Below are 15845 nucleotides of genomic sequence, written 5' to 3'. Positions count from 1 at the left end.
CTGATTGACAGACCTCAATCGATGGCGGACACTGATCGACATGTCTCGATCAGAAGGCGGCGACGCCGCCCCGGGCGTCGTCGACGGCACGGGCTCCGACGGCGCGCAGCGCGACGGCGTGAGCCGCTCGCTGTGGCGCGACGGCAACTTCCTCACGATGTGGAGCGGGCAGGCGCTCGCGCAGCTCGGCTCGCAGGTGACGGAGCTCGCGATCCCGGTGCTCGCGGTGCTGCTGCTGCAGGCGAGCGAGCTCGAGCTCGGCCTCCTGAACGCCGCAGGCGTCGCGGCGTTCCTCGTCGTCGGCCTCCCGGCCGGCGCGTGGATCGATCGCATGCGCAAGCGCCACGTGATGATCTGGGCGGATGCCGTGCGTGCGCTCGCGCTCGCGGCGCTGCCGCTGCTGTGGTGGCTCGGCGCGCTCGAGATGTGGCACCTCTACGCCGTCGCGCTCGTCGTCGGGGTCGCGACCGTCTTCTTCGACGTCTCGTACCAGAGCATCATCCCCTCGCTCGTGCGGTCCGAGCAGATCGCCGAGGCGAACGGCAAGCTCGAAGCGACGCGCGAGCTCGCGAACATCGCGGGCCCCGCCGCGGGCGGCTGGCTCGTCGCGGCGCTCAGCGCGCCGTTCGCGATCCTCGCGACGGTCGGCACCTACGTCGCCTCGTTCGTCGCGCTGCTGCTGACGCGCGATGACGAGGAGCCGCGCACGGCCGACGACCGCGGGCCGATCCTGCGCGAGATCGGCGAGGGGCTGCGGTGGGTGTTCGGCAACGCGCTGCTGCTGCGCATCGTCGGCACGACCGCCTCGTCCAACCTCTTCGCCACCGTCTCCTTCACGCTCCTGCCGCTGTTCCTCCTGCGCGAGCTGGGCCTGAGCCCCGAGGCGATGGGCATCATCTTCTCCCTCGGCGCGATCGGCGGGCTCGCGGGCGCGATCGCGACGCCGCACGTCGTGCGCCGCATCGGCGAGGCGCGCGCGATCCCGGCGAGCGCGATCGCGTTCAGCGCCATCGCGTGCCTGCTGCCGCTCGCCGCGACCGTGCCGTCGATCGCGTTCGGGCTGCTCGTCGTGCAGGGGTTCGTCTCGAGCTTCACCGTGCTCGTCTACAACATCACGCAGGTCACGTTCCGCCAGCGCATCACGCCCCGCCGCCTGCTCGGCCGCATGAACGCATCCGTGCGCTTCTGCGTCTGGGGCGTCATGCCGATCGGGGCGCTGCTCGCCGGCGCGCTCGGCACGTGGCTCGGCGTCGTGCCGACGATGTGGATCGGCGCCGCCGGGCAGCTGCTCGCGGCCGCCTTCGTCGTGATCGGCCCCTTCTGGCGCATGCGGCGGCTGCCCGACGCCGAGCCGGCGAGCGGCGCCGGCTCGTAGGATCGGGGCGTGCCCGAGTCCCTCTCCGAGCGCGTCTACCGCCGCGCCGTGCGGCGCGACGAGGAGGCCGAGCGAGCGCTCCCGGCGGCGGTGCGCGAGCGCGTGCCCGCGAACGGCGTGCGGCAGGTCGCCGCGCAAGCGCTCCAGAGCGCGGGCGACCACTCGGTGCACGCCTCGACCGTGCTGCCGTGGCTGCTGCACGCGCTCGGCGCACCCGGAGCGCTCGTCGGCCTGCTCGTGCCGGTGCGCGAGTCGCTCTCGATGCTGCCGCAGGCGATGCTCACGCCGCTCGTGCTGCGCGTGCGGCACCGGAAGGCGATCTTCGTCGCCGGCGCCCTCGTGCAAGCCGGAGCGGCGGGGGCGATCGCGCTCGTCGCCGCGCTCGGCGAGGGGCTCGCGGCGGGCGTGCTCATCGTCGCGGCGCTCGCGGTCTTCGCGCTCGGCCGCTGCTTGTGCTCGATCGCGTCGAAGGACGTCCAGGGCCGCACGATCCCGAAGGGCGAGCGCGGCCAGATCACGGGCCTCGCGACCACGGCGGGAGGGCTCGCCGCGATCACGCTCGGCGTCGCGATCCGGGTGGTCGGCGGCGAGGACGCCTCCGCGGGCCTCCTCGCGTGGGTCATCGCGGGCGGGGCGGCGCTCTGGGTGCTCGCGGCGCTGCTGTACTCGGGCATCCGGGAGCCCGACGGCGACCCGTGGGAGGACGACGCGGATGCGTCGGCCGGTGCCGCGGAGCGTCCCGGCTGGGCCCGCGACGCCTGGGCGCTGCTGCGCGAGGACGCGCAGCTGCGGCGCTTCGTCGGCGTGCGGAGCCTCCTCCTCGTCTCGGCGCTCAGCCCGCCCTTCCTCGTCTCGCTCGCCGCCGCGACCGGCTCCGGCTCGCTCGTCGGGCTCGGCGGCTTCGTGCTCTCGGCGGGCCTCGCGGCGCTGCTCGGCGGTCGCGTCGCCGGGCGGCTCGCCGACCGCTCGAGCCGCACGCTCATGTCGGTCGGCGCGGCGCTGGCGTCGGCGATCGTGCTCGCGGTCGTCGCGATCGCGGCGCTGCCCGGCTTCGACGGCGGCAGCCTCTGGGGGAGCGCCGTGCTCGTCGCCGCCTACTTCCTGCTCGCCCTCACCCACACGGCAGTGCGCGTCGCCCGGAAGACCTACGTCGTCGACATGGCCGACGGCGACCGGCGCACGCGCGCGGTCGCGGTGGCGAACTCGGCGATGGGCGTCGTGCTGCTCGTCGTGGGCGCGGCGAGCGCGGCGCTCGCGACGCTCGGGCCGACGTGGGCGCTGCTCCTCCTCGCCGCGCTCGGCGCGATCGGCGTCGTCGCCGCGCGCAGGCTCCCCGAAGCCGGCCGCGACTAGCCTGTGGCGATGCGCATCCCGCTGCGTTCGCTCATCCCGGCCCGCTTCCGCGACGTCGACCCGATCGACCCCGCGGAGGTGGCGGTGTGGGCTCGCGACTACGCCTTCGCGGCGCGCATGCACCTGCGCTCGACGCTCGACCCGACGGCGCCGAAGGCGCTCGGCATCCCCGGCTCGCGCGTGCACGTCGTCTGCATCCCGGGCGTCATCGAGGGCTGGCACTTCATGGAGCCGCTCGCGAAGCGGCTCGTGCGGGCCGGCTTCGCCGTGCACTTCGTGCCCGAGCTCGGCCGCAACGTCGCGCCCGTGCTCGAGTCGGCCCCGATCGTCGGCGCCGTCGTCGACCGGGTCGCCGCAGCGCATCCGCACGCGAGCATCGTGCTCGTCGGCCACTCGAAGGGCGGGCTCATCGGCAAGCGGCTGCTCGTCGACCGCGCGCTCGAGCCGTCGAGGCCGCAGCCCGCGGGACTCGTGACGCTCGCGACGCCGTTCGCGGGATCGAGCCGCGCGGCGCTGCTGCCGGGGGAGTACATCCGCGAGTTCGACCCCTCGAACGCGATGCTCACCGCGCTCGCGGCGGAGCGGTCGGCGGATGCGCGCATCCGCGTCGTGCTGCCGCAGATCGACCCGCACGTGCCGAAGAACCGCGTGCCCGAGGGGATGCGCGGCGTGCGGCTGCGCGAGAGCGGGCACTTCCGGCCGCTCGCGACCGCGGAGGCGGCGCGCGCGATCGTCGCGGCGATCGACGAGCTCGCGGGGGCGCCCGCGTCGCGCGCCGAGCCGCCGGCCTGACCGCGCCCCCGGCTCGGCCGCGGGGGCCTCAGCCCGTCTGGCGCAGCTGCACGACGACCGGCCGGTGATCGGTGCCGGCGTCGTCGAGGCCCGTGAGCACGCGCGCGGCGACCGGCTCCCAATCGGGAGTCGCGACGACGTGGTCGATCTGCGCCCCGAGCCACGGGGGCGCCCACGTCGGCCAGCTGCCGACCGCGCCCGCGCCGACGGCGCTCGCCGCGTCGCCGCAGGTGCCGAGGTCGCCGCCCTCGGCGCGCAGCCCCCACCAGTGGTCGAGCGTCGAGTTGAAGTCGCCGCCCATGACGACCGACTCGGAGCCGTCGCACAGCGACGCGACGAACTCGAGGTCGGCGCGCCAGTTGCGCATCTGCTGCGGCACCGGCGCGACCGGGTGGGTCGCGACGAACACCGGGCCGTCGCCGTCGTCCGGCCGGGCGACGACCGTCGGCAGCGTGCGGGTGTCGCCGACCGAGCGATCGGTCGTGTACTCACCGAGCGCGGCGGAGATGAGCAGCGTCGTGTTGAGCGCGCCGTACGCGGGATCGACCCAGCTCGTGTGCACCCAGAACGGGTTGTCGCGCTCGCGCAGCAGCTCGGCCACCCCGACGCCGAGCTGGAGCGTCGTCTCGGGCAGCATCACGGCATCCGCCCCCGTCTCGTCGATCACGCGCGCGATCTCCTCGACGCCGGGCTCGTCGCCGAGCGTGTTCCAGGTGAGCACGACGAGGTCGCCCGAGTCGCGGTCGATCGACTGGCTGTCGTCGAGCCCGCGCGAGGCGTGGATGCCGCCAGAGACGAGCGAGAAGACGACGAGCAGCGAGACGATGCCGAGCACGAGCGGCCGCACGCGGCGCCAGCCGACGAAGCACAGCGCGAGGAGCGCGAGCACGAGCGCGATGCCGATGACGCCCACCCGCATCGAGACGACCTGCGCGACGATCGGCGCCTGCTCGAGCCCGAGCGCTTGCGGCCACGCGGCGACCGCGAGGCACACCGCGACGACGAGGGCGGCAAGAGCGCCGAGGATCGCGAGCATCGGGGCCCAGCGTAGTCTGGCGAGGTGACCACGGACTGGGCCGCGCTGGGGCCGATCGACCTCCACGCGCACTCCCGCGAGTCGGACGGGACGGATGCACCGGGCGACGTCGTGCGCGCCGCCGCGGCCGCGGGGCTCGGCGCGGTCGCGCTCACCGACCACGACACCGTGAGCGGCTGGGCGGAGGCGAGCGAGGCCGCGCGCGAGGCGGGCGTCGCGCTCATCCCCGGCGTCGAGTTCTCGGCGCAGCTGGGGCCCGCGAGCGTGCACGTGCTCGGCTACCTGCTCGATCCGGAGTCGGCGGCGTTCGTGGGGGAGCGGGAGCGGATCCGGCTCGAGCGGCTCGAGCGCGCCGAGCGCATGGTGCACGCGATCGGCCGCGACTACCCGCTCACGTGGGAGCATGTCGAGGAGCACTCCGCGCCCGGTGCGACGATCGGCCGCCCGCACATCGCCGACGCGCTCGTCACGCTCGGGATCGTGCCCGACCGCTCGGCGGCGTTCGAGGGCATCCTGCACTGGCAGGGCGGCTACTACCAGCCGCACCACGCGCCCGACCCCGTCGACGCGATCGGCATCATCAAGCAGGCCGGCGGCGTCGCGGTGCTCGCGCACCCGGCCGCGCGGGGCCGACCGGTGATGCGGATGCGCGCCCTCGGCCAGCTCGTCGATGCCGGCCTCGACGGCGTCGAGGTGTGGCACCGCGACAACGACGAGGCGTCGCGCCGCGTGCTGCTCGCCGACGCGGAGCGGTACGGGCTGCTCGTGACGGGCTCGAGCGACTACCACGGCTTCGGGAAGCCGAACCGGCTCGGCGAGCACACGACCGAGCCCGAGGTGCTCGCCGAGATCGTGCGCCGCGCGACCGGCTGGGCCCCTGTCCTCCCCGCCTGACCCGAGCCTCGCGCTCTCCACCCGACCGCAGAGTGTCGGCACTCTGCCGCGCGGCACGCGAACGGCCGCCCCGCGCGGTGCGGGGCGGCCGTTCGATCAGGAGGGCGTCAGGCCTGCGGGGCCTGCGGTGCGCCCGCGCCGCCGCCCGTGCGGCGACGACGGCGCCGGCGCTGCGTCGGCGCGGCGTTGCCGTCGCGGTGCTCGGTGCCGCCGCCGTCGTGCGTGCCGCGTCCCTCGGGCGTGGCCGACGCATCCGCCTGCTGTCCCTCGCCGCCGGAGCGTCCGCTGCCGCCGCGTCGACGGCGCTGCCCGCCGCCCTGCTCGCCGCCGCGACCCCGGTCGCCGCCGCGACCGCGATCGCCGCCGCGCCCGCGGCCGCCCGCAGCCGAGCCGTCGCCCGCCGCGTACTCGGCGATGTGCTCGCGCTTCGCGTCCTTGTTGGGCGGCGTCGTCGTCAGCCGGCCCTTCGAGCCGACCGGGATGTTGAGGTCGCTGTAGAGGTGCGGGCTCGACGAGTACGTCTCGAGCGGCTCGGGGCGGCCGAACTCGAGCGCGCGGTCGATGAGCGACCACTTGTGCAGGTCCTCCCAGTCGACGAACGTGACCGCGATGCCGGTGCGGCCGGCGCGGCCCGTGCGGCCCACGCGGTGCAGGTAGGCCTTCTCGTCCTCGGGGATCGTGTGGTTGATGACGTGCGTGACGTCGTCGACGTCGATGCCGCGCGCGGCGACATCGGTCGCGATGAGCACGTCCTTCTTGCCGGCCTTGAACTGCGCCATCGCGCGCTCGCGCGCCTCCTGGCTCATGTCGCCGTGCACCGCCGCGGCCGCGAAGCCGCGGTCGATGAGCTCCTCGGTGAGCCGCGAGGCGGCGCGCTTCGTGCGCGTGAAGATGACGGTCTTGCCGCGGCCCTCGGCCTGCAGGATGCGCGAGACGACCTCGTCCTTGTCGAGCGCGTGCGCGCGGTAGACGACGTGCTCGATGTTGGCCTGCGCGACGGTCTCGTCGACGCCCGCGGCGCGGATGTGCAGCGGCCGCGACATGAAGCGGCGCGCGAGCGCGACGACCGCGCCGGGCATGGTCGCCGAGAAGAGCATCGTGTGCCGCACCGCGGGCACCTTCGAGAAGATCTTCTCGACGTCGGGCAGGAAGCCGAGGTCGAGCATCTTGTCGGCCTCGTCGAGCACGATCTCCTTGACGTTGGAGAGGTCGAGGATGCGCTGCTGCGAGAGGTCGAGGAGGCGCCCGGGGGTGCCCACCACGATCTGCGCGCCGGCCTTGAGCTGCTCGACCTGGCCCTCGTAGGCCTTGCCGCCGTAGATGGAGACGATCGTCGTCGGCCGGTTGGAGGTGATGAGCTCCATGTCCTCGGTCACCTGCACGGCGAGCTCGCGCGTGGGCACGACGATGAGCGCCTGCACGCCGCTCTCGGGCTCGGGGCCGAGGCGCTGCGCGAGCGGCAGGCCGAACGCGAAGGTCTTGCCGGTGCCGGTCTTCGCCTGGCCGATGATGTCCTGTCCGGAGAGCGCGAGCGGGATCGTCTGCGCCTGGATGGGGAAGGGCTCGAGGATGCCGCGGTCGGCGAGCGCCTGGACCATGTCGGCATCGATGTTGAGGTCTTGGAAGGTCAAGAGGGGGTTCCGCCTGTTCGTTATCTGCCTCCAGCGTACAAGGGGCATGCGAGGCAGGCTCCCTGCACGCCCATAGACTGCACGACTGTGGTGAAGTGGTTCGACCGGACGCCGCGCGACGTCACGCGCCAGCTCCTCAGGCACCATCGGGTGCCGGTCGTCGGCGACCGCGTGCTGCTGCAGGACGTGCGGCCCGCGCTCGTGCCCTTCGTGGGCCAGGCCCTCGGCCTCGAGCTCGACCTCGTCGCGAAGGCCGGTCGGGTGCTGCAGGCGGCGCCCTCGGCCGAGGCGCAGGTCGCGCTCTCGGAGGTCGTGCGCATCCTCGCCACGCGCGCGACGGCGTTCGCGCGCATCCTCGAGGGGGAGGGCGTCGAGGCGCAGGACGCCATGCGCCCGTTCGCCGACTCGACGCGCGAGTTCTCGAAGCTCATCGCCGGCTCCGACTGGTACGAGGAGCTGCTCGCCGTGCACGTCGTGAGCGGGCTGCTCGAGGACTTCTTCGTCGCGGTCGTGCCGGGCCTGCCCGAGGACGATCAGGACGCGATGCTGCGCGCCCTGCGCGGCGAGAGCGCCCACCCGCAGCTCGTGAAGCTGCTGCTCGCGGCGATCGAGCAGACGCCGCGCCTCTCGGACCGGCTCGCGGTGTGGGGCCGGCGGCTCGTCGGCGACGCGCTGCTGCAGATGTACCTCGCGGTCAACGGCCCCGACGACGCGGGCCGCGCGGTGCCGAGCCAGCAGCGGCTCGAGCCGGCGTTCAACGACATCGTCGCCTCGCACACGCGCCGCATGGACGAGCTCGGCCTCACGGCCTGAGCGCCCTGCGATCCCCGGTGGTCGAGCAGGCCCGCAGGGCCGCGTCGAGACCTACGCCCGCTTCGCGGCCGTGAGCGCCGCGAGGTACTCCCGGTCGGCCTGCTCGCGCCGCTTCGGCAGCAGCCGCGGCAGCACGAGGGCGACCGCGGTCGCGGCCGCGAGGCACACGAGCCACAGCCACAGGGCATCCGCCCCGACGCCCGCGAGCATGCCGATGATCCAGACGATGCCCGCGGCGGCGGCAGACGCGCCCGGGCTCAGGAAGAGCCCCATCCACTCGCGACCTGGCAGCGCGTAGCGCGCGAAGAGGCCGATCGCCGCGCCGAGCACCATCGGCACCAGGATGAGGATGGGCATCAGGCCACGAAGCCGATCTTGCGCGCCGTCTCGCTGCCGATCTCGACGTAGGCGATGTTCGCGCTCGGGACGATGTAGCGGTGGCCCTTCGCGTCGTCGATCGCCAGGTGGCCCGCGTCGAGCGCGTCGAGCACGAGCGCCTGCACCTCCTCGGCCGTCTGCGACGAGTCGAACGAGATCTCGCGGGGCGAGTCCTTGATGCCGATGCGGATGTCCATGCCTTGAGGATAGGCGATGGGATGCGGGCGCCCGCGCCGTTCCGCCGTGGGCGATCAGCGGGGCGAGCGGCGGTGTCGGCGGCCGTCGATACCGTGGGCGCGTGCCAGAGCGAAGCCTCACCCTCGACGCCCCCGAGCGGGCGCTCGCCGCGCAGCTCGACGCGTCGCAGCGCGCCGTGCTCGAGCGGCCCGACGACGCATCCGCGATCGTGCTCGGCGTCGCCGGCTCCGGCAAGACGACGACGCTCGTCGAGCTCGCGGCCGACCGCCTCGCGCGCGGCCTCGACCCCGCGCGGCTGCTCGTCATCGCCGGCTCGCGGCAAGCCGCGACGGCGCTCCGCGACCGGCTCGCGCACCGCACCGCGATCGTCACCCCGGGCCCGCTCGCGCGCTCGATGCCGTCGTTCGCGCACGCGCTCCTCACGGCCGCGGCGCTCGCCGACGAGCGGCCCGTGCCGCAGCTGCTCTCGGGTGCCGAGCAGGACCGCATCATCGCCGCGATGCTCGCCGGCCACGTCGACGACGCGGCGGCGGGCGCGCCGAGCGGCCCCGAGTGGCCCGAGCACCTGCACGCCGAGGTGCGCGAGCAGGCGGGGTTCCGGGCCGAGCTGCGCGAGCTGCTCGCCGCGGTGCAGGAGCGGGGGTGGGATGCGTCGACGCTCTCCGCGCTCGCGGCCGAGCGCGCGGTGCCCGAGTGGGCCGCCGCTGCGCAGTTCCTCGACGAGTTCGAGCGGCTCCAGCGGCTCGAGCGGCGCGGCGCCGAGGCGATGACGGCCGCGTCGCTCCTGCGGCGCGCGGCGAGCGCGATCGCCGAGACCGAGGTGCCGCTGCCGAGCCTCGTGCTCGTCGACGACGCGCAGGAGCTCACCGAGGGCGCGGTCGTCGTGCTCGAGGCGCTCCGCGCGCGCGGCGCGACGGTCGTGGCGTTCGGCGACCCCGACACGACGACGGGCGGCTTCCGCGGCGCCGACCCCGCGCTGCTCGCGGCGCTGCCGACGAGGCTCCGCTTCGCGAGCGAGCCCGGCCACCGGCTCGAGCTCGCGGTCGACCACCGCCACGGCGCGCGCGTGCGCGCGTTCCTCGCGAAGGCCGCCGAGGGCATCGGCACGGCGGGCGCGGGCGCGCACCGGCGCGCGGCCGCGGGCGGATCGAGCGCGGAGGACGTGCTCGAGCTGCACCTCGCGCAATCGCTCGACGAGCAGGCCCGTCGGATCGCGCGGCTCATCCACGAGCGCCGCGCCCGCGGCGTCGCGTTCGACGACATCGCCATCATCGCCCGCACCGGGCGCTCGGCCGCCGAGCTCGGCTCGCTGCTCTCGGCGCTCGAGGTGCCGGTCGCCTCGGGTGGGCCGACGCGGCTGCGCGAGACCGAGGTCGTCGACGCGCTCGTGAGCGTGCTCGCGGTCGCGACCGGGCGCCGCGAGCTCGACGCCCAGCTCGCCGAGGATCTGCTGCGCAGCGACCTGCTCGGCCTCGACGCGCTCGCGGTGCGGCGGCTCAAGCGCGCGCTCCGGCACCGCGTCGTCGCCGAGGGCGGCTCCGTGCACGTCGCGGGCGCCGAGCTCGTGCGCGCCGCGATCGCCGATCCCGAGCAGCTCGAGGGCCTCGCGGGCGCGCGGCAGGGCGCCGCCGCCGCGCGCCGCCTCGTGCGCATGCTCGCCGACGCTCGCGCGCTCCTGACCGCCGACGACCCGGCCGGCGCCGACCGGGTGCTGTGGGCCGTCTGGAGCGCCGCGGGCGTCGCCGAGGGCTTGCGGCGCACGGCGCTCGGCGGCGCGGGCGTCGAGCGCGCGCTCGCCAACCGGCGGCTCGACGCGGTCGTCGCGCTCTTCGACCAGGTCGCGCGACTCATCGAGCGCCGGCCCGACGCCGACACCGGCGCGTTCGTCGACGCGTGGCTCGCCTCGAGCGTCGACGACGACTCGCTCGCCGCGCGCGCCGAGGGCGCCCGCGTCGCGATCGGCACGCCGGGCCAGTTCGTCGGGCGCGAGCTCGACACCGTCATCGTTGCGGGCCTGCAGGACGGCGTGTGGCCGAACCTGCGGCCGCGCGGATCGCTGCTCGGCGCGAACCGGCTCGACGGGGAGCCGACGGAGGACGCGCGCGCCGGCGTGCTGCACGACGAGCTGCGCACCTTCGTCAAGACCGTCTCGACCGCGCGCTCGGCCGTGCTCCTCACCGCGGTCGCGAGCGACGACGAGCAGCCCTCGCCCTTCGTGCTGACGGTCGACCCGGAGCCGACGCCCGGCGCCGACGACAGCTGGCACTCGCTGCGCTCGCTCGTCGCGAGCCTCCGCCGGCGGGTCGTCGACCAGCGGCACGATGCCGATGCGGCCGCGAGCGCGCTGCGCCGGCTCGCCGATGCGGGCGTGCCGGGCGCCGACCCGCGCGAGTGGGCGGGGCTCGCGCCCGTCACGACGACCGAGCGGCTCGACGCGAGCGAGCAGGTGCGCGTGAGCCCCTCGGCGCTCCAAGGGCTCGTCGAGTGCGAGCTCTCGTGGGTCATCGGCCGGCTCGCCGGCGGCACGTCGAACCGCGCCGCCGCGCTCGGCACGATCGTGCACGACGCGGTCGAGCACGTCGACGCGACCGACGCCGCGGCGATCGAGGCGGCCGTCGACGCGCGCTTCGCCGAGCTCGACCACCCCTCCGCGTGGGAGGCCGCGCAGCAGCGCGCCGAGGTCGTGCCGATGGCCTCGGCCCTCGCGAACTACTTCCAGGTGCTGCGCGGCTCGGGCTGGCGGATCGAGCGCGACGAGCGCGAGGCGCGCTTCGAGGTCGAGGTCGGCGGCGCCGTGCTCTCGGGCGCGATCGACTGGCTCGAGCACGGGCCGAGCGGCGAGGTGCGCATCGTCGACCTCAAGACCGGCAAGCGCGTGCCGAAGGCTGTCGAGGGCCTCGGCAACCTGCAGCTGCGCGCCTACCAGCTCGCGGTCGCGCTCGGCGGCGTCGAGGGCATCGAGGCGGGCGCGCAGACCTCTGCGCGGCTCGTGATGCCCAAGCTCGCCCGCAAGGACAAGACGATCGACTCCGAGCCCTTCGACGAGGTGGCGGATGCGTTCCACGAGCACTTGCGGACAGCGATCGAGACCATGGGCGGCGCGGTCTTCACCGCCCGGCCCGAGCTGCACTGCAACGACGACTACAGCTTCGGCCAGTGCGCCATCCACGTCATCCCGGAGGTGACCGAGTGACCCGCGAGATCACCCCAGAGGAGCTCTCCGACGCACTCGCCGCGGCGAGCGGGAAGCCCGGGCAGCGACCGACGCCCGAGCAGTCGGCCGTCATCGCTGCGCCCGAAGCGCCGACGCTCGTCGTCGCGGGCGCGGGCAGCGGCAAGACGCACACGATGGCGCAGCGCGTGCTGTGGCTCGTCGCGAACGGCCGCGTCGCGCCCGACGAGGTGCTCGGCCTCACGTTCACGCGGAAGGCGGCGCGCGAGCTCGCCGAGCGGCTGACGAAGGAGCTCGCGCTGCTCGCCAGGGCGGGCCTCGTCGACCCCGAGGTCGCCGCGACCCGCCGCCCCGTCGTGCAGACCTACAACTCGTTCGCGAGCTCGCTCTTCCGCGAGTGGGCGCTGCTCATCGGCCGCGACCCCGAGTCGGAGGTGCTCACCGACCCGGCCGCGTTCCTGCTCGCGCTCCGCGTCGCGCGCGCCTCCGACGACCTGCGGCTCGCCTCGCTCGGCCGCGCCGAGACCGTCGCCGAGCGCGTCGTGCAGCTCGCGGGCACGCTCGGCGACCACCGCGTCTCGACCGAGCGGCTGCGCCGCGGCCGCTACCCCGAGCGGTTCCGCGCCCTGCAGGCGCTCCCGACCGCCGAGGAGCCGAAGCTGTTCAAGGCGGCGCACGCGAAGGCGATCGCGCAGGACGTCGAGCGCGTCGGAAGCCTCGACCCGCTCGCCGACCTCGTCGACGCGTTCGACGAGGCGAAGCGCCGGCGCAGCGCCGTGCAGTTCAGCGACCAGGTGCGGCTCGCGATCGACGCGATCGACGCGCACGAGGGCGCGGTGACCGAGCTGCGCGCCCGGCACCGCGCGGTGCTGCTCGACGAGTTCCAGGACACCTCGGTGCTGCAGCTCCAGCTCATCCACGCGCTCTTCGACGGCTCGCCCGTCATGGCCGTCGGCGACCCGAACCAGGCCATCTACGGCTTCCGCGGCGCGAGCGCCGGCACGCTCGCGCTCTTCGCGCAGCGCTTCCGGGTCGAGCGCACGCTCACGCTCTCGACGAGCTGGCGCAACGACGCCGAGGTGCTCTCGCTCGCGCACGCCGTCGCGAGCCGGCTGCCCGAGCAGCCCGGCGTGCCCGTCAAGCGGCTCGAGCCGCGGGAGGGCGCGGGCCCGGGCGACGTCGCGGTGCGGCACCTGCCGACGATCGAGGACGAGTCGCGCGAGCTCGCCGCGTGGCTGCGCTCGCACGGTGCGGGCGTCGCGGGCTCCGAGACGACCGCCGCCGTGCTCGTGCGCTCGCACTCGCAAGGCGTCGAGCTCACGCGCGCCCTGCGGGCGGAGGGCATCCGCGTCTTTCGCTCCGGCGGCGGCGGACTGCTCGACGAGCCCGAGGTCGTCGACCTCGTCGCGGCGCTGCGCGTGCTCGGCCGGCCCGAGGAGGGCTCGAGCCTCGTGCGGCTGCTCGCCGGCAGCCGCTGGCGCATCGGCGTCGCCGACCTCGCCGCGCTCCAGCGGCACGCGTCGATGCTCGCGAAGGCGGGGCTGAGCCCCGAGCAGCGCAGCGCCGACCGCGGCGCGATCGCGGTCGAGGCGAGCGTCTCGATCGTCGACGCGCTCGACGCGCTCGTCGACTCGCCGCGGCTCGAGGGCGCGACGGCGGAGGGGCTCGCGCGCATGCGCGACGCCGGCGCGCTGCTGCGCGAGCTGCGCCGCCGCGCCGGCATGCCGCTGCCCGAGCTCGTGCGCAGCGTCGAGCACGCCCTCCGGCTCGACATCGAGGTCGCCGCGAAGCGCCACCACGCGCACGGCGCGCTCGACGCCTTCGCGCGCGAGGTGCAGGCGTTCGCCGCGGCCGACGAGCGCGGCTCGCTCGAGGCCTTCCTCGCGTACCTCGACGTGCTCGAGGCGGGCCGCGGCCCCGACGTGCCCGAGCCCGAGGCCGAGCCCGGCTGGGTGCAGGTGCTCACGATGCACGCGTCGAAGGGCCTCGAGTGGGACGTCGTCGCGCTCCCGCGGCTCGCGGCCGCGAAGGGCGACGACCGGCCGCTCGGCTGGCTCACGCACGCGACGCTGCCCTACCCGCTGCGCGGCGACGCGTCGCTGCTGCCGCGGCTCGAGTGGGAGGGGCACGCGACGCAGCACGAGTACGCGCTCGCGCGCGAGCGCTTCCTCGAGGAGCTGTGGGACCACTACCAGTCGGAGGAGGACCGCCTCGCCTACGTCGGCGTCACGCGCGCGCGGCGCGCGCTGTGGCTCTCGGGCGCGCAGTGGTACGGCATGGCGAAGACGCCCGCGGCGCCCAAGCGGCTGCTCGAGATCGCCGCGGGCGCGATGGGCGCCGAGCTGCTCGAGGCGCCGGAGCGCGGTGCCGAGAACCCGCTCGGCGACCGCAGCCCCTCGCTCGCGTGGCCCGTCGACCCGCTCGGTCGCCGTCGCGAGGCGGTCGAGGCGGCCGCGGCGCGCGTCGAGGCGGCGGATGCGTCGGCCGAGACCCCCTGGGACGACGCGATCGAGCTCCTGCTCGCCGACCGCGGCCAGGCCGGGCTCTCGCTCCCGAGCCGCATCGCCGCATCCGGGTTCAAGGACTGGGCGGCCGACCCGGTCGCCGTCGCGCGGGCGATCGCGCGGCCCATGCCGCAGGAGCCGTTCGCGGCGACGCGGCTCGGCACGCTCTTCCACGGCTGGGTCGAGCGCCGCGGCAGCGCCGTGAGCCTCGGCGACGCGGTCGACGACGCGCCGCTCGACGACGAGCTCGTCGGCATCGACGCCGAGCGGCTCGAGCGGCTCAAGCAGACGTTCCTCCTCTCGCCCTACGGCGACCGCCGCCCCGCCGAGACCGAGCTCGAGATCCACCTGCCGCTCGCGGGCACGACCGTCGTCTGCAAGATCGACGCCGTCTACCGCGACGGCGAGCGCGCGACGGTCGTCGACTGGAAGACCGGCCGCCTGCCGTCGGGCGAGGCCGACCTCGAGGCCCGGCAGCTGCAGCTCGCGCTCTACCGCGCCGCGTACGCGGCGCACGCGGGGCTCGATCCTGACCTCGTGGATGCGGAGCTGTACTTCGTCGAGCACGACCGGATCGTGCGCCCCGAGCGCATCGAGTCGCTCGCCGAGCTCGAGGCGCGCTGGCTGCGGGCGCAGCAGGCGGTCGCCGAGGCGTCAGCGCTCGGCTGAACCGCCGGGCTCGGTCGCCTCGGGCTGGGCCTGCTCGCCGAGGTACTCCTGCACGCCCGTGAGGTCCATCGTCTCGAGCCGCTCGGGCGCGATCGCCGCGGTGGGATCGCGGTCGACGCGCGCGAGCAGCCCGGCGAGCATGCGCTTCGCGTCGTCGACGATCGACTGATCGCCGCGCTCGACGCCGTGCAGCAGCCAGCGGGCGATGTCGAGCTCCGCGTGCAGCATCGCGCGCTGCCGCACGTGCCGGTCGCCGGCGCCGCGCGCGGCGGCGTGCGCCTCGAAGGCGTCGTCGACGCTGCCGAACTCGCTCGAGCCCAGCAGGAAGGCGAGGTCGCGCGCCGGGTCGCCGACCGAGAGCGCGTGCCAGCCGTCGATGCCGACGACCCGCGCGCCCTCGATGCGGAACGCGGGCGCCTGCAGGTCGCCGTGCACGAGCGTGGGCTTGAACTGCCACAGCCGGTCGTCGCCGAGCGCGCCCTCCCAGCGCTCGAGCAGCGGCGCCGGCACCGATCCCGTCGCGGCCGCGCGGTCGAAGGTCGCGAGCAGGTGCTGGCGGAGCGTCATCGCGCTCTCGTGCGGGAGCCCCGCGTCGGCGGCGACCGAGGTGGGCAGCTCGTGGATCGCGGCGATCGCCTCGCCGACGCTCGTCGACAGCCCCGGCCGCGCGGGGGAGACGTCGGCGAGCCGCATGGGCTCGCCGCCGAGGCGAGAGAGCACGAAGAGGGTCGACCTGCCCGCGGCCGTCGTGCCGAGCACCGTCGGCACGACGAACGGCAGCCGCGAGCGCGTCGCGAGCGTGAGCGCGGCGAGCCCGGCGGCGTGCGCCTCCGCCGCCGTCAGCGCCGCGACGGATCGGGGCAGCACGACCTGCACCGTCTCGCCGTCGGCGAGGCGGGCGGCGACCACCGAGCGGTGCTCGTCGGAGCCGTCCTCCGTCGCCCCCACGATGTCGAGCCCGGGCACGGCCGTCGTGGCGAGCGCGGATAGGGTGAAGGGGTTCGTGCTCATGGATGCCAGGCTAGGCCGA

The 15845-nt window shown here is 75.4% G+C and carries 12 protein-coding genes; 7 read left to right on the top strand and 5 right to left on the bottom strand.

What is annotated here, in order from left to right:
* Positions 1–40 precede the first annotated feature (40 nt).
* Genes JQT67_RS03180 through JQT67_RS03170 form a run of 3 tightly spaced genes read left to right on the top strand, consistent with a single transcriptional unit; the run spans position 41 to position 3520 of the window.
* The gene (locus tag JQT67_RS03180) at positions 41–1375 is read left to right on the top strand and encodes an MFS transporter (RefSeq protein WP_208063481.1); all 1335 of its coding nucleotides are present in this window, start codon (positions 41–43) and stop codon (positions 1373–1375) included.
* A gap of 9 nt (positions 1376–1384) precedes the next feature.
* A complete protein-coding gene (locus JQT67_RS03175) occupies positions 1385–2728 on the top strand; it encodes an MFS transporter (protein ID WP_208063480.1) in 1344 nt (447 codons plus the stop codon).
* Positions 2729–2737: 9 nt separating this feature from the next.
* Positions 2738–3520, top strand: coding sequence for a triacylglycerol lipase (locus tag JQT67_RS03170; RefSeq protein WP_208063479.1), 783 nt, complete (start codon positions 2738–2740; stop codon positions 3518–3520).
* A 28-nt stretch (positions 3521–3548) separates the two neighbouring features.
* Here JQT67_RS03170 and JQT67_RS03165 read toward each other — a convergent pair whose 3' ends face one another.
* Entirely contained in the window at positions 3549–4556 is a 1008-nt protein-coding gene (locus JQT67_RS03165) for an endonuclease/exonuclease/phosphatase family protein (protein ID WP_208063478.1), read from the bottom strand.
* 24 nt (positions 4557–4580) lie between these two features.
* Here JQT67_RS03165 and JQT67_RS03160 point away from each other — a divergent pair, with 24 nt between their 5' ends.
* Complete coding sequence (locus tag JQT67_RS03160; RefSeq protein ID WP_021010172.1) at positions 4581–5450, top strand: PHP domain-containing protein; 870 nt, start codon at positions 4581–4583, stop codon at positions 5448–5450.
* Between the two features lie 107 nt (positions 5451–5557).
* Here the strand turns inward: JQT67_RS03160 and JQT67_RS03155 are convergent, their stop codons facing one another.
* Complete coding sequence (locus JQT67_RS03155) at positions 5558–7129, bottom strand: DEAD/DEAH box helicase (RefSeq protein WP_208063477.1); 1572 nt, start codon at positions 7127–7129, stop codon at positions 5558–5560.
* A gap of 42 nt (positions 7130–7171) precedes the next feature.
* On the opposite strand from JQT67_RS03155, the gene JQT67_RS03150 reads away from it, so the two are divergent.
* Positions 7172–7894: a ferritin-like fold-containing protein gene (locus JQT67_RS03150; protein WP_021010174.1), complete on the top strand. Its 723-nt coding sequence runs from the start codon at positions 7172–7174 to the stop codon at positions 7892–7894.
* Positions 7895–7945: 51 nt separating this feature from the next.
* Here JQT67_RS03150 and JQT67_RS03145 read toward each other — a convergent pair whose 3' ends face one another.
* Positions 7946–8251, bottom strand: coding sequence for a hypothetical protein (locus tag JQT67_RS03145; protein WP_208063476.1), 306 nt, complete (start codon positions 8249–8251; stop codon positions 7946–7948).
* Positions 8251–8469, bottom strand: a complete 219-nt coding sequence (locus JQT67_RS03140; protein ID WP_021010176.1) for a DUF3107 domain-containing protein — start codon at positions 8467–8469, stop codon at positions 8251–8253. Before JQT67_RS03140 ends, JQT67_RS03145 begins: the two co-directional genes overlap by 1 nt.
* A 101-nt stretch (positions 8470–8570) precedes the next feature.
* Here JQT67_RS03140 and JQT67_RS13725 point away from each other — a divergent pair, with 101 nt between their 5' ends.
* Together JQT67_RS13725 and JQT67_RS03130 are read left to right on the top strand one after the other, a co-directional pair.
* Complete coding sequence (locus tag JQT67_RS13725; RefSeq protein WP_208063475.1) at positions 8571–11663, top strand: UrvD/REP family ATP-dependent DNA helicase; 3093 nt, start codon at positions 8571–8573, stop codon at positions 11661–11663.
* Entirely contained in the window at positions 11660–14815 is a 3156-nt protein-coding gene (locus JQT67_RS03130) for an ATP-dependent DNA helicase (RefSeq protein WP_208063474.1), read from the top strand. Before JQT67_RS13725 ends, JQT67_RS03130 begins: the two co-directional genes overlap by 4 nt.
* On the opposite strand, the gene JQT67_RS03125 is transcribed toward JQT67_RS03130, so the two are convergent.
* Positions 14801–15826, bottom strand: coding sequence for a phosphotransferase (locus JQT67_RS03125; protein WP_208063473.1), 1026 nt, complete (start codon positions 15824–15826; stop codon positions 14801–14803). The genes JQT67_RS03130 and JQT67_RS03125 overlap by 15 nt on opposite strands.
* Positions 15827–15845: the final 19 nt, after the last annotated feature.

Origin of the sequence: Agrococcus sp. TF02-05 (genome assembly GCF_017565345.1) — a bacterium.
Classification (GTDB): Bacteria; Actinomycetota; Actinomycetes; order Actinomycetales; family Microbacteriaceae; genus Agrococcus; species Agrococcus pavilionensis.
This window is presented reverse-complemented; position numbering and strand designations above follow the sequence as displayed.